The sequence below is a fragment of the Ciceribacter ferrooxidans genome (genome assembly GCF_004137355.1).
Taxonomy (GTDB): domain Bacteria; phylum Pseudomonadota; class Alphaproteobacteria; order Rhizobiales; family Rhizobiaceae; genus Allorhizobium; species Allorhizobium ferrooxidans.
In genome coordinates, this window is record NZ_SDVB01000170.1 from 196,631 (window position 1) to 209,111 (window position 12,481).

General features: G+C 62.7%; 12 protein-coding genes and 4 tRNA genes. 8 read left to right on the top strand and 8 right to left on the bottom strand.

What is annotated here, in order from left to right; genetic code table 11:
* Position 1: 1 nt before the first annotated feature.
* Positions 2-1,192 (bottom strand): cystathionine beta-lyase, encoded by a 1,191-nt coding sequence (locus EUU22_RS05310; protein WP_129331021.1) that lies wholly within the window; start codon positions 1,190-1,192, stop codon positions 2-4.
* A 359-nt stretch (positions 1,193-1,551) separates the two neighbouring features.
* On the opposite strand from EUU22_RS05310, the gene EUU22_RS05315 reads away from it, so the two are divergent.
* From EUU22_RS05315 to EUU22_RS05330, 4 genes are all read left to right on the top strand, one after another.
* The gene (locus tag EUU22_RS05315; protein ID WP_129331022.1) at positions 1,552-2,580 is read left to right on the top strand and encodes an amino acid ABC transporter substrate-binding protein; all 1,029 of its coding nucleotides are present in this window, start codon (positions 1,552-1,554) and stop codon (positions 2,578-2,580) included.
* A 104-nt stretch (positions 2,581-2,684) separates the two neighbouring features.
* Positions 2,685-3,878 (top strand): amino acid ABC transporter permease, encoded by a 1,194-nt coding sequence (locus tag EUU22_RS05320; RefSeq protein WP_129331023.1) that lies wholly within the window; start codon positions 2,685-2,687, stop codon positions 3,876-3,878.
* A gap of 1 nt (position 3,879) precedes the next feature.
* Positions 3,880-5,037 carry an amino acid ABC transporter permease gene (locus EUU22_RS05325; protein WP_129331024.1) on the top strand — a complete coding sequence of 386 codons (1,158 nt, stop codon included), beginning with the start codon at positions 3,880-3,882 and terminating at the stop codon, positions 5,035-5,037.
* A 15-nt stretch (positions 5,038-5,052) separates the two neighbouring features.
* Positions 5,053-5,823 (top strand): amino acid ABC transporter ATP-binding protein, encoded by a 771-nt coding sequence (locus EUU22_RS05330; protein WP_129331025.1) that lies wholly within the window; start codon positions 5,053-5,055, stop codon positions 5,821-5,823.
* Positions 5,824-5,910: 87 nt separating this feature from the next.
* On the opposite strand, the gene EUU22_RS05335 is transcribed toward EUU22_RS05330, so the two are convergent.
* The 6 genes from EUU22_RS05335 to EUU22_RS05360 all read right to left on the bottom strand — a co-directional run bounded on the left by EUU22_RS05335 (position 5,911) and on the right by EUU22_RS05360 (position 8,546).
* Entirely contained in the window at positions 5,911-6,672 is a 762-nt protein-coding gene (locus EUU22_RS05335) for a nuclease (RefSeq protein WP_129331026.1), read from the bottom strand.
* Positions 6,673-6,799: 127 nt separating this feature from the next.
* Positions 6,800-6,876 (bottom strand) — tRNA-Arg (locus tag EUU22_RS05340).
* Positions 6,877-6,936: 60 nt separating this feature from the next.
* Positions 6,937-7,242 carry an ETC complex I subunit gene (locus tag EUU22_RS05345; RefSeq protein WP_129331027.1) on the bottom strand — a complete coding sequence of 102 codons (306 nt, stop codon included), beginning with the start codon at positions 7,240-7,242 and terminating at the stop codon, positions 6,937-6,939.
* A 70-nt stretch (positions 7,243-7,312) separates the two neighbouring features.
* Positions 7,313-7,389: transfer RNA gene (locus EUU22_RS05350), tRNA-Pro, on the bottom strand.
* 93 nt (positions 7,390-7,482) lie between these two features.
* Positions 7,483-7,956, bottom strand: coding sequence for a DUF192 domain-containing protein (locus EUU22_RS05355; RefSeq protein ID WP_245484914.1), 474 nt, complete (start codon positions 7,954-7,956; stop codon positions 7,483-7,485).
* Between the two features lie 11 nt (positions 7,957-7,967).
* Positions 7,968-8,546 carry a cold-shock protein gene (locus EUU22_RS05360; RefSeq protein WP_129331029.1) on the bottom strand — a complete coding sequence of 193 codons (579 nt, stop codon included), beginning with the start codon at positions 8,544-8,546 and terminating at the stop codon, positions 7,968-7,970.
* Between the two features lie 184 nt (positions 8,547-8,730).
* Between EUU22_RS05360 and gloA the strand changes: the two genes are divergently transcribed.
* The 4 genes from gloA to EUU22_RS05380 all read left to right on the top strand — a co-directional run bounded on the left by gloA (position 8,731) and on the right by EUU22_RS05380 (position 10,605).
* Positions 8,731-9,171, top strand: coding sequence for a lactoylglutathione lyase (gene gloA, locus EUU22_RS05365; protein ID WP_129331030.1), 441 nt, complete (start codon positions 8,731-8,733; stop codon positions 9,169-9,171).
* A gap of 118 nt (positions 9,172-9,289) precedes the next feature.
* Complete coding sequence (locus tag EUU22_RS05370; protein WP_129331031.1) at positions 9,290-10,012, top strand: hypothetical protein; 723 nt, start codon at positions 9,290-9,292, stop codon at positions 10,010-10,012.
* 241 nt (positions 10,013-10,253) lie between these two features.
* A tRNA-Glu gene (locus tag EUU22_RS05375) sits at positions 10,254-10,328 on the top strand.
* 202 nt (positions 10,329-10,530) lie between these two features.
* Positions 10,531-10,605 (top strand) — tRNA-Glu (locus EUU22_RS05380).
* A 32-nt stretch (positions 10,606-10,637) separates the two neighbouring features.
* On the opposite strand, the gene recJ is transcribed toward EUU22_RS05380, so the two are convergent.
* Entirely contained in the window at positions 10,638-12,440 is a 1,803-nt protein-coding gene (gene recJ / locus EUU22_RS05385) for a single-stranded-DNA-specific exonuclease RecJ (RefSeq protein WP_129331476.1), read from the bottom strand.
* Between the last annotated feature and the right edge of the window lie 41 nt (positions 12,441-12,481).

The following is a 12,481-nucleotide window of genomic DNA, read 5'->3' on the forward strand; positions in this document are numbered from 1 at the left end:
TTCAGGCCCCGGCCGCGGCCCTGAACCCGCGTTCGAGGTCGGCAATGATGTCCTCGACGTTCTCCAGTCCGATCTGCAGGCGGATGACCGGACCTTCGGCCGGCGCCTTGCGAATCTTGCGGTCGGAGAGGTCGACCATGACGGCGAGGCTCTCGTAGCCGCCCCAGGAATAGCCGAGCCCGAAGAGCGAGAGTTCATTGAGAAAGGCGCGTGCCTTCGGCTTGAAGCTCTCCCGGTCATCCACCTTCAGCACGAAGGAGAAGATGCCGCTCGCGCCCTTGAAGTCGCGCTTCCATATGTCGTGGCCGAGAAAACTCGGCAGGCCAGGATGCAGGACCCTTGCGACGTCGTCACGCGCCTCGAGCCATGTGGCGACCGAAAGAGCACTCCTGTTGTGGTGCTCCAGCCGGAGGTTCATCGTGCGCAGCCCGCGCAGGATCATATAGGAATCGTCCGGCGAACCGCAGATACCGAGCGTGCCGTTTGCTTCCTTCAACTGCGGCCAGTGGGCGGCGTTGGCCGAGACCGTGCCCATCAGGATGTCAGAATGGCCCGACGGATACTTCGTCGCCGCGTGGATCGAGACGTCGACGCCGAAATCGAGCGGCTTGAAATAAATCGGGGTCGCCCAGGTATTGTCCATCGTGACGACGCAGCCGTGCCTGTGCGCAGCCTCCGAGATCGCCCGGATGTCCTGCATCTCGAAGGTGTTGGAACCCGGAGCCTCCGTGTGTACCAGTCTCGTGTTCGGACGGATCAGCGCCTCGATCCCCGAACCGATGTCCGGATCATAATATTCGACAGTGACGCCGAGGCGGGTCAGCATCGTGTCGCAGAAATGACGGCAGGGTCCGTAGACCGAATCGACGATGAGCGCGTGGTCGCCAGGTGAAAGGAAAGCCAGAAACGGAACCGTGATCGCGGCAAGTCCGCTCGGCACGAGAATGGTACCGGCCGAGCCTTCGAGTTCGTCGATCGCCTCGCAAAGCGCGTCCGTCGTCGGCGTCCCCCGTGTGCCGTAGGTATACTTCTGCGACCGCGTCTCCATGGTCTGAACATCGGGAAACAGAACGGTCGAAGCATGGACCACGGGCGGGTTGACGAAGCCATGATAGCTCATCGGATCATTGCCGACATGGCACAAGCGCGTGTCCGTACCGGCGGCGGCCAGCATCTCTTTTCTGTCTCTCATGCGAACCAAGCCTTTCCTCGGGAATATGACGAGCGGATTTGTCGTATTCTGAAGAAAGGACGTCAAGGCACGTTTAGGCCTCCGCGACCGGAGTCTCGATGCTGGTTATGCGGCGAATCGGTGCTTTTTTAGCCAATTTCCGATTTTTTCCGCCATTTCCTGCCCGATTTTGATGCGAATTAGGCATTTTTCCAATTTTCTACCCCATTTCGCGGACCGCAGTCTTGACCGTGGTTCATTTTAAGACTGTGATAGCACGGCTCGCACCGGGAGGTCAGCGGGCCGGCGGAGGCATGAAATCGTTCGAGCGAACGTGACCGTCGCGTATTTTCAAGAACAATAGACAAAGGTTGGGAAAAATGAACAAGAAGCTTCTGTCAGTCGCTCTCGGCGCTGCGGTCGTCGGTTTTGGTGCGCCGGCCGCGTTCGCGGGCACGCTGGACGACGTGAAGGCGAAGGGTTTCGTGCAGTGCGGCGTCAACGGCTCCAATCTCGCCGGCTTCGGCGCCCAGGACTCCTCGGGCAACTGGGCCGGTCTTGATGTCGACGTATGCCGTGCCGTTGCCGCTGCCGTTTTCGGCGACGCAACCAAGGTCAAGTACACCCCCCTCTCGGCAAAGGACCGCTTCCCGGCCCTGCAGTCGGGCGAAATCGACATGCTGGCCCGTAACACGACCTGGACCGCCAGCCGTGACTCGCAGCTCGGCTTCGACTTCCGCGTCGTCAACTACTACGACGGCCAGGGCTTCATGGTTCCGAAGAGCCTCAACGTAAAGTCCGCACTCGAGCTCTCGGGCGCTGCCGTCTGCGTACAGTCCGGCACGACGACCGAACTCAACCTCGCCGACTACTTCAAGGCCAACGGCCTCGAGTACAAGCCGGTCGTGTTCGAGAAGCAGGAAGAAGTCGACGCGGCCTACCAGTCCGGCCGTTGCGACGTCTACACGACCGACCAGTCCGGCCTCTACTCGATCCGCCTGTCGCTCGCCAACCCCGACGATCACATGGTTCTGCCGGAAATCATCTCCAAGGAACCCCTCGGCCCGGCCGTTCGCCAGAACGACTCCAAGTGGCTCGACGTCATGACCTGGGCACATTTCGCCATGGTCGCAGGTGAAGAGTTCGGCATCACCTCCGCCAATGTCGACGAAATGCTGAAGTCCGAAAACCCGGACATCAAGCGCTTCCTCGGCGAGGAAAAGGACCAGACCATCGGCAAGGACCTCGGCCTTGACGAAAAGTGGGCCTACAACATCATCAAGCAGGTCGGCAACTACGGCGAGTCCTTCGAGCGCAACGTCGGCGCCGGCAGCCCGCTGAAGATCGAGCGCGGCCTCAACGCTCTGTGGACCAAGGGCGGTCTGCAGTACGCTCCGCCGATCCGCTGAGCGGTCGCAACCAGCATACCGGAAAGGCGCCGCGGCGCCTTTCCGATCGACAGAATGAAAAAAGGCAGCTACGAAAAATGATGGCTGCGAACAGGGGATAATGCATGGCAGTGGTCGCCTCGGGCCGGGACGGCAATAGCCGTTCGGTGCACTCTTTGCTGTACAATCCAGCTTTCCGTCAGTTCGTCTATCAGGCGCTGACTCTCGTCTTCATCGTGTGGCTGTTCTGGTTCGCCGGAACCAATGCCGCCCAGAACCTCGCCCGCGCCAACATGACGGCCGGGTTCGAGTTTCTGAGAAACCGCGCGGGCTTCGACATCGCCCAGACGCCGATCGCCTATACGAGCGACAATACATACTTGCAGGCGCTCGCGGTCGGCCTGGTGAATACGTTGATCATCGCCGTAAGCGGGATCATCACGGCCAGCGTCATCGGGCTGATCGTCGGCATTGGCCGGCTTTCGCACAACTGGCTGATCTCTCGGCTCGCGACGGTCTATGTGGAAGTGTTCCGCAACATTCCGCCGCTGCTCGTCATCTTCTTCTGGTACAAGGGCGTTCTTTCGCTGCTGCCGGAGGTCCGGTCGGCGTTGGCCTTGCCGCTCTCCGTCTTCGTGAGCAACCGCGGCATATACATGCCGGCACCGGTCTTCGGCGAAGGCATCTCATTGGTCGTCGGAACCTTCGTCATTGGCATCGCCGCTGCCATCTTCTATGCCCGCTGGGCGACGAAGAGACAGCTCGCCACGGGCAAGCGCCCGCCGGTCCTCTGGGTCAATATCGCACTGATCGTCGGACTGCCGCTCGTCGTCTTCGTCGTGCTCGGCGCGCCGATCACTTTCGACATTCCGGAACTCGGCAAATTCAACATGCGCGGCGGCACCGTCATCGGTCCGGAGTTCCTGTCGCTCTACATGGCGCTGTCCTTCTACACGGCCGCGTTCATCGCCGAGATCGTGCGTGCCGGTATCCGTGGCGTGCCGAAGGGCCAGACGGAAGCGGCGAGCGCGCTCGGCCTGCGGAGCGGTCCGACGATGCGTCTCGTCGTCCTGCCGCAGGCGTTGCGGATCATCATTCCGCCGCTCACCTCGCAGTACCTCAACCTGACCAAGAACTCCTCGCTTGCCGTCGCCATCGGTTACGCCGATCTGGTCGCGGTCGGCGGGACTATCCTCAATCAGTCCGGCCATTCGATCGAGATCATCGCGATCTGGATGCTGATCTACGTGTCGATCAGCCTCGCGACCTCTCTCTTCATGAACTGGTTCAATGCCAAGATGGCCCTGGTGGAGCGCTGACATGAGCGAAAACAACGTCTCCTATCTCCGCCAGGAGTTCCTGGCGCCCCGACCCGCCCCGCTGAGCGACCGCTCGGCGATCGGCTGGGCCCGCAAGAACCTTTTTGCGAGCCCACTCGACGCGGTAACGACAATCATCTTCGGCGTGATCATCGTCTGGTTCGCCGTGTCGGCCTTCGACTGGCTGTTCATCTCGGCCGTCTGGACGGGCGAAGGCCGTGCGGTCTGCGCCACCACCGTTCAGGGCGGAATCCAGCCGGATGGTTGGAGCGGCGCATGCTGGGCTTACGTCGGTGACTGGTTCACCCAGTTCATGGTCGGCTCCTATCCCCGCGACCAGCTCTGGCGTCCGATCCTCATCGCCGTCCTCTTCGTGGGCCTGCTCGCTCCGATGCTCGTGCCCTCGGCACCGCGCAAGGGGCTCAACGCGCTGCTGCTGCTCGTCGTCCTGCCGATCCTCGCCTATGTGCTGCTGCTCGGTGGCTGGTTCGGCCTCCCCCACGTTGAAACGAGCCAGTGGGGTGGCCTGATGGTGACGCTGCTGCTGTCCTTCGTCGGCATCGTGGTCTCCCTGCCCTTCGGCATCGTGCTCGCGCTCGGCCGTCGCTCCGACATGCCGATCGTGCGGAGCGCTTCCATCGGGTTCATCGAGCTCGTCCGCGGCGTTCCGCTGATCACCGTGCTCTTCATGGCGAGCGTGCTGTTGCCGCTTTTCCTGACGCCCGGCAACAACATCGACAAGTTCGTGCGGGCACTGGTCGGCGTCTCGATCTTCGCCTCGGCCTACATGGCCGAAGTCATCCGCGGCGGCCTGCAGGCCATTCCGAAGGGTCAGTATGAAGGTGCCGACTCGCTTGGCCTCACCTACTGGCAGAAGATGATCCTGATCATCATGCCGCAGGCGATCAAGCTCGTCATTCCGGGCATCGTCAACACCTTCATCGGCATGTTCAAGGACACCTCGCTCGTGTCGATCATCAACATGTACGACCTGCTCGGCATCGTGAAGGCGAGTTTCGGTGACGCCAGCTGGCTCACCCCGGTGACCCCGCTCACCGGCCTCATCTTCGCCGGCTTTGTATTCTGGTTGTTCTGCTTCGGGATGTCGCGCTACTCGGCTTTCGTCGAGCGCCGCCTGGACAGAGGCCACAAGAGATAAATGAGAGGAACAAACATGGCCCAGCAAGCCGTTCAATCCGGAATTTCGCAGACGGAAGTCGCGGTCGAAATCGTCAACATGAACAAGTGGTACGGGGACTTCCACGTGCTGCGCGACGTCAACCTCAAGGTCATGAAGGGCGAGCGCATCGTCATCGCCGGTCCTTCCGGATCTGGCAAGTCGACTATGATCCGCTGCATCAACCGGCTCGAGGAGCATCAGGCCGGGCAGATCGTCGTCGACGGCATCGAACTCACCAACGACCTGAAGAAGATCGATGAAGTCCGCCGCGAAGTCGGCATGGTGTTCCAGCACTTCAACCTCTTCCCGCATCTGACGATCCTCGAGAACTGCACGCTTGCCCCGATCTGGGTCCGCAAGATGCCGAAGAAGGAAGCCGAAGAGGTCGCCATGCACTTCCTGAAGCGCGTGAAGATCCCGGAACAGGCCAACAAGTATCCGGGCCAGCTCTCCGGCGGCCAGCAGCAGCGCGTGGCGATTGCGCGCGCGCTCTGCATGAAGCCGAAGATCATGCTCTTCGATGAACCGACCTCAGCGCTCGACCCGGAAATGGTCAAGGAAGTGCTCGATACCATGGTCGGCCTCGCGGAAGAAGGCATGACCATGCTCTGCGTCACCCATGAAATGGGCTTCGCCCGTCAGGTCGCCAACCGCGTGATCTTCATGGACCAGGGGCAGATCGTCGAGCAGAACTCGCCGGCCGAGTTCTTCGACAATCCGCAGCACGAGCGCACCAAGCTGTTCCTGAGCCAGATCCTGCACTGACAGGCGGACTCAGCGCCGACACGAAAACCCGCCCGGCTCATCGCCGCGGCGGGTTTCTCTTTGCTTCCCGCCGTCCGGAGGTACCCCCTACGGGCACCAACCCTTGCGTTCCCCGGCCCTCGGCTGTGCCAGGCCATCGTTCAGGAGGACGGCACCGAGCGAGCGTCCGTTGCGCAGCACGACCTTGTATTCACTGCCCGAAGCCGCAACCGGCATGCCTGGTGCCACGAGATCGAAGGCGCCGGCATTGAGCAGTTCCTTGAGCCGGACCTTGGCGGCAAAGCCCTTGTCCCGCTCCGCCTGGCACTTCGCCCTCTCCGTCTGGGGCGCGACCGCGTCAGCAAGCACGATCTTCGTCTTGTGATGCCAGAAGGTGTCGCCGCTCGCGACGCAGTTGTCGAGCCCGGAGGTGCCGCAATAATAGAAGGTGCCGGCAAAGCCCCTGCCCTCCATACCAGCCTCGGACGGCCGCTGTTGCGGCAGCGCTTGCGGCAAAGTCTTGCCCACTGGCGCAGGCGGGATCAGCGCTGCGGTTGTACGGCCCGGTGCGGGTTTCGGTTTGGCCGTCGAACCGACAGCGGCGGGCGGAACGGTCCTTGCCGGCGATGATTTGCTCGCGGTGCCGCCGTCCGCCCCCTTGCCGGCTCCGCCGCTCTTCGGCTGCACCAGAGCGGCAATCCTCGGCCAGCTCGCCTGCCACTGGTCACGACTGTCGTAAACGGCGATGGCGCCGGCGACGACGATCAGCGCGCCGGCCCATGGCCAGAGGCTGCCGGACGAGCGCGAGCTGGACGATTTGCGGCGCTTGCGCGGCGCGCGCCTGGATGACGACGAAGGAGAACGAGCCATGCGAATACCTCACGTCCCGCCATTATCACGGCGCGGGAGTCGTCGCCAGAGGGCGCGAGAACGAGACAGGAACAAGGCGACAATGGTCACCGCGACGATGCACGTGGGAGCTGGAAAACCGGAGGATTGGCGACCCCTGTTGGACTCGAACCAACGACAACCTGCTTAGAAGGCAGGTGCTCTATCCAGCTGAGCTAAGGGGCCTCCGTGTGTCGCCTTCTGGTCCGGCGGACGACGACGGCGGTCCTGCAAGGCCGGACGCGGTCAGTGCGTCCAGGGCTGCAGGCGGTTATAACGGAAATTGTCGGTATAGGATACGACCTGGCGCTTGGCTTCCTTGGGCAGGATCACCCGGTATTCGATGCCGTTGCGCTTGGCGAAAGCTTCTGCCTGTTCGAGCGTCTCGAAGGTGATCCTGACCTGCTGGCGCGTATCGGCCGAGCTCGTATAGCCCATCATCGGCTCGACCTTGCGCGGCACTTCCTGCTCGTATTCGAGCAGCCAGAACTGCGTCTTGGCCTTGCCCGACTGCATGGCGGTCTTGGCGGGGCGATAAATCTTGGCGGTCATGTCGCAACGAGCTCCAAAGGACTGCGAAGGAAGGAAGGTCCCTTCCTGGACGATCGCAGGACCACCGCGGTGGTCGGAGTGGAGAGATTCGAACTCCCGACCCTCTGGTCCCAAACCAGATGCGCTACCAGACTGCGCTACACTCCGTTCCAGCGATCAATGCCGAAATACACGGTTCACCCGTCATGGGCAACAGCTAAAATCGACTTTCCGCCACCGTGAACGGTGACAAAAACGCTGTCATTTCAACGCCGCCCGGGCCGCGTCGACATCCACACGACTGCCCGGGACGATGCCGAGGGCGGCCGACCGTCCGCCGTTGACCTCCAGCACGTAGCGAACCGGTCCGGGAGAGGCGATGATATCCTCCGAATAGGGCACCGTGCGCTCGGCAATGCGGCTGACGACACCCTTCTCGTCGATGAACAGCATATCAAGCGAAAGAGGCGTGTTCTTCATCCACATCATCACCGTCCGTGCTTCGCCGAAATCGAAGATCATGCCGGAATCGGCGTCCAGCTCGGTCCTGAACATCAGCCCGTGCTCACGCTCGGCCGCCGTGCCCGCCCATTCCACCTGAAAGACATGGCGCTCGCCGCTTGGCGTTTCAATCGCCAGCGCCGTCTTGCGCAGGTCGGCCTCTTGCGCCGAAGCCGCCACCGGAAGCAACAAAAAAAGCGCCAGGACAGCGCTTCTCCAGATTTCGCCGATCATAAGACGCTGCCTCAATGGGCGCGGGTCGCCGGGCCCGGATTGTCAGGATGGATTTCGGCGGCCATCAGCCCCTTTTCACCATTGCCGAAGCGTACCAAAACGCTCTGCCCGGGCCGAAGTTCCGTAAGACCGTAGCGCCGAAGGGTCTCCATGTGGACGAAAATGTCTTCCGTGCCCTCGCCGCGGGTCAGGAAGCCGAAACCCTTGGTGCGGTTGAACCACTTCACCAGCACCCGCTCGAGCCCGCTCGTCGGCGTCACCTGCACATGGGTGCGCACCGGCGGCATCTGCGAGGGGTGGATCGCCGTCGACTGGTCCATGGAGAGGATGCGGAAGGTCTGGTAACCGCGTTCGCGCTTCTGTATCAGCGCGACGATGCGCGTACCCTCGAGGATGGTCTGGTAACCGTCGCGCCGCAAGCAGGTCACGTGCAGCAGGACATCCTGCATGCCGTTGTCCGGAACGATGAACCCGAATCCCTTGGCGACATCGAACCACTTGACGATGCCGGTAATCTCGAGGAGTTCGACGCCTTCGCCGGACAGCTCCTCGAACTCAACGAGCCCTTTCGATGAAATCCTGTCCGCCATTTCCTCACGCCCCTCGAAAACGCGTCACACCGGTTCGTTAACTGATTCTTGACGAACAAGTTAACATTCGCCTGTTGGTGTCGCGCAAGTCCCTGTCTAAGATATACCCAAATCCTTTTGACGCTTCATCCTTGCTCGAAGCTGTCGTCTGCTCCATATCCGGACACGTTATTAGGAGGACATCATGCGCTATCTTCACACCATGGTGCGCGTCAAAGATCTTGATGCGTCGCTCGACTTCTACTGCCGTGTCTTCGGCCTCACCGAGGTGCGGCGGATCGAGAACGAAAAGGGCCGGTTCACGCTGGTCTTCCTGGCCGCCCCGGACGACGTCGAGGCGGCGCGCGACAACAAGGCGCCGTGCCTGGAGCTCACCTACAACTGGGATACCGAGGACTATACCGGAGGCCGCAACTTCGGTCACCTGGCCTACGAGGTCGACGACATCCACGCCACCTGCCGGACCCTGATGGAGAACGGCGTGACGATCAACCGCCCGCCGCGCGACGGTCACATGGCCTTCGTGCGCTCGCCCGACGGAATCTCGATCGAGATCCTGCAGAAGGGCGGAAGCCTCACACCGGCCGAGCCCTGGCTGTCGATGCCGAATACGGGAAGCTGGTAGCGGCTTCGGCCCGCCTCGCGCAAGCTTGGCGGGCTATCCCCTGCAGAACACGTGGCCCGACGCAGCATTCCTTCTGTTTCCGTTTCGGCCGCGCTCAACCAGTTCTGCGGGGTTTTCCATGACCTGCCTGCCGATATCCTCGGTGCGTCGCCCGATCGTATGCCGGATCGTCCTTTGCGGCGTGACCCTGGCAGCGCTGCAAGGCTGCGCGACGACGGGCGAAAAGGCGTCCGCCGAGACGGCCCCGGCCTCCGCATCCGAGGTCGCAGTGCTCCCGGCTGAAACGGCCGCAGGCAAACCTGCTGCGAGAAAACCTGGCTATACCGATCCGTCCGTCGTCGCGATGGCGGCGGGCGGCCAGCAGCCGATGGCGGCGCCCGCGGCGACGCAGGAGAACACGGCGACACCAGGAGCAGCGACGGCCAACCTCGGCGAGGTCGTGATGCAGCCGGCAGCAATAAATGCCGGTCGTTCCAGTATTTTCGCCCAGCAGCAGGAGCCAATGCCGGCCGATGCCGCAGCATCGACGATGACGGCCGCGAGCCTCGTACCGGCCGAAATGCCGACGCGGCGCGTGAGCCCGATGACCGGCAGCCTGTTCAGTGCCCCGCAATATGCATCCGCCGATCCGGCAGGCCTGCCGGCGGACGAGCAGGTCACATCACCGCCGCTCGAGGAAGAGGCCCCGGCCGACATAGCCGACGCTCCGACAGCGACCGACGCCGAAGAGGCGGCAAGCGCAGATCCTGCGGAACCGCTGGCGGAGGAGGCGCTGGCGGAACCGGCGAAGAAGACGCTTTTCCCGATTCTCGGACGACTGCTCGGCAAGGCCAAGTCGTAGGACGCCTACTGCCTTCTGCAGCTCCGCCAGCGAAAGATGTCCTGTTCGTTTCAGTCGTCTTCCGTAAGGTGATGCTGTTTGCGCACGACGCAGAATGCGCGTCTATCCATCTGATATAAAACATCTTTTTCATAAAAGCTTCGCAAGAATTCACAGCCGTCATATTTTTTGCAAAAATCGGAAGAAAGCCGCTTGCGGGATTCCGAAGCCCTGACTATAAGGGCGCCACAACGAAGCGCACGCGCCCTTCGTCTATCGGTTAGGACACCAGATTTTCATTCTGGGAAGAGGGGTTCGACTCCCCTAGGGCGTGCCACTTTCTTTTCCCTGCAATTGGATGACACAGCCGCCGCGACGCCTCGCGCGGTCATGCGTCTGGCGTCGTCACAGGCATTTTCGGTAATTTTTCCCGTAACTTGGCTCTCTCCCGATTTTTTTGGCGGACGACCGGAAAAATGCATTTTTCCGCTTGCGGGATTCCGAAGCCCTGACTATAAGGGCGCCACAACGAAGCGCACGCGCCCTTCGTCTATCGGTTAGGACACCAGATTTTCATTCTGGGAAGAGGGGTTCGACTCCCCTAGGGCGTGCCACTTCCACTCTTCTGAACATCGCCGGATATTGCTCAGAACGCTTTCGCGGCGTCGGTGACGCGTATCTGCACGCGCCGCGTGCCCTGCCAGTGCTCGGCACTCAGCGAGCCCGCGAGATGGACCTGACTGCCCCGCGAGGACAGCAGGAAATCGCCGAGCGGCGTTTCGGCCGCACGAAAGGCGATCCCGTCGAGTCGTGATCCGTCCTGCGCTTCGACCGTCACCTTCACATGATTGACGCCGACCAGGCGCGAATCCCGCAAGCGATGCGCCGGAATCGCGAAACAGGGTTGCGGGTGGCCGGCGCCGTATGGACCCGCCGTCTCCAGCTGGTCGATCAGCGCGATGGTCGCGCCGGATGCACCGAGCGCTCCGTCGATCTTCAGGCTGCGGTTGGCGGCAAGCGTCGACACCTGGCTGCCTGCGACCTCGTCGAAGAAGGCGCGCAGCCTGCCGAGATTGGCACGTTCGACCGTCAGGCCGGCCGCCATGGCATGGCCGCCGCCCTTGACGAGCAGGCCGGCATCGACGGCCGCCCGCACCATGCGTCCGAGGTCGAAGCCGTTGATCGAACGTCCCGAGCCCGTGCCCTTGCCCGAGGGATCGAAGGCGATCGCGAAGGCTGGCCGCTTGAACTTCTCCTTCAGACGCGCGGCGAGCAGCCCGACGATGCCAGGGTGCCAATGGTCGTGGGCGGTGACGATGACGGACGCTGTTTCGCCGGTGCCGTATTCGGCAAGCGCCTCCGCTTCCGCCTCGGCCAGCATCGCGGTCTCCATCGCCTGCCGCTCGCGATTGAGTTCGTCGAGCCTGGCCGCGATCTCACCAGCGGCGGTGGCATCATCGAGCGTCAGCAAGCGGCTCCCGAGCGCCGCGTCTCCGATGCGACCGCCGGCGTTGATTCTGGGTCCGACGAGGAAGCCGAAATGATAGGGCGTCACCGGACCGCCGATGCCGGCCACGCGCAATAGGGCGGCGAGACCGGCATTCTGCTGATGGCGTGCGGCAATCAGCCCCTTCACCACATAGGCGCGGTTCAGTCCCTTGAGCGGAACGACGTCGCAGACCGTTGCGAGTGCCACGAGATCGAGCCAGGCGAGCAGGTCGAGCGATCCGGCACGACCGTTGCCCTGCTGCCTGAGCAGCCGCAGCGTGGCGACCAGCACGAGGAAGACGACGCCGGCGGCACAGAGATGCCCCTGCCCCGACAAATCGTCCTCGCGATTGGGATTGACCAGCGCGTGGCAGGCGGGCATGGCGTGCGCCATCTGGTGGTGGTCGATGACGACGACATCGATGCCGCGCCGGCGTGCCTCTTCCAGGGCCTCGAAACTCGTCGAGCCACAGTCGACGGTGACCACCAGCCGCGCACCGCGTTCGATCAGTTGGCCGATCGCCGCCGGATTCGGGCCGTACCCCTCGAAGATACGGTCGGGAATGTAGATCTCCGCCTCGGCGCCGAAATGGCTGAGAAAGCGGTAGAGAAGCGCCGACGAGGCTGCTCCGTCGACGTCATAGTCGCCGAAGATCGCGATGCGTTCGCCGGCGGCGATCGCCCGCACGAGCCGCGCCGCCGCCGCCTCGCAGTCGGTCAGCGAGTCCGGATCCGGCATCAGAGAGCGGATGGTGGGATCGAGAAAGGCAGGCGCCTCGTCGACACCGACGCCGCGACCCGCCAAAACGCGCGCCAGAAGTTCCGGCATGCCGTGAAGCTGGGCGATGGCGAGCGCACGGTTCTGGCCGGCCTGGTCGAGGCGCGAAACCCAACGCTGGCCGCTCACCGAGCTTTCCACGCCGAGGAACGCGCGCGGCACCGGATCGACCGGTTCAATCATGCCCATCTGTCTTCCCGCCTGTTTTCATTCCAGGTTCGCGC

Excerpts from the sequence above, each read along its gene's own strand:
- EUU22_RS05310 (WP_129331021.1), bottom strand. The coding sequence starts at position 1,192 with ATGAGAGACAGAAAAGAGATGCTGGCCGCCGCCGGTACGGACACGCGC.
- EUU22_RS05315 (WP_129331022.1), top strand. The coding sequence starts at position 1,552 with ATGAACAAGAAGCTTCTGTCAGTCGCTCTCGGCGCTGCGGTCGTCGGT.
- EUU22_RS05320 (WP_129331023.1), top strand. The coding sequence starts at position 2,685 with ATGGCAGTGGTCGCCTCGGGCCGGGACGGCAATAGCCGTTCGGTGCAC.
- EUU22_RS05325 (WP_129331024.1), top strand. The coding sequence starts at position 3,880 with ATGAGCGAAAACAACGTCTCCTATCTCCGCCAGGAGTTCCTGGCGCCC.
- EUU22_RS05330 (WP_129331025.1), top strand. The coding sequence starts at position 5,053 with ATGGCCCAGCAAGCCGTTCAATCCGGAATTTCGCAGACGGAAGTCGCG.
- EUU22_RS05335 (WP_129331026.1), bottom strand. The coding sequence starts at position 6,672 with ATGGCTCGTTCTCCTTCGTCGTCATCCAGGCGCGCGCCGCGCAAGCGC.
- EUU22_RS05345 (WP_129331027.1), bottom strand. The coding sequence starts at position 7,242 with ATGACCGCCAAGATTTATCGCCCCGCCAAGACCGCCATGCAGTCGGGC.
- EUU22_RS05355 (WP_245484914.1), bottom strand. The coding sequence starts at position 7,956 with ATGATCGGCGAAATCTGGAGAAGCGCTGTCCTGGCGCTTTTTTTGTTG.
- EUU22_RS05360 (WP_129331029.1), bottom strand. The coding sequence starts at position 8,546 with ATGGCGGACAGGATTTCATCGAAAGGGCTCGTTGAGTTCGAGGAGCTG.
- gloA (WP_129331030.1), top strand. The coding sequence starts at position 8,731 with ATGCGCTATCTTCACACCATGGTGCGCGTCAAAGATCTTGATGCGTCG.
- EUU22_RS05370 (WP_129331031.1), top strand. The coding sequence starts at position 9,290 with ATGACCTGCCTGCCGATATCCTCGGTGCGTCGCCCGATCGTATGCCGG.
- recJ (WP_129331476.1), bottom strand. The coding sequence starts at position 12,440 with ATGATTGAACCGGTCGATCCGGTGCCGCGCGCGTTCCTCGGCGTGGAA.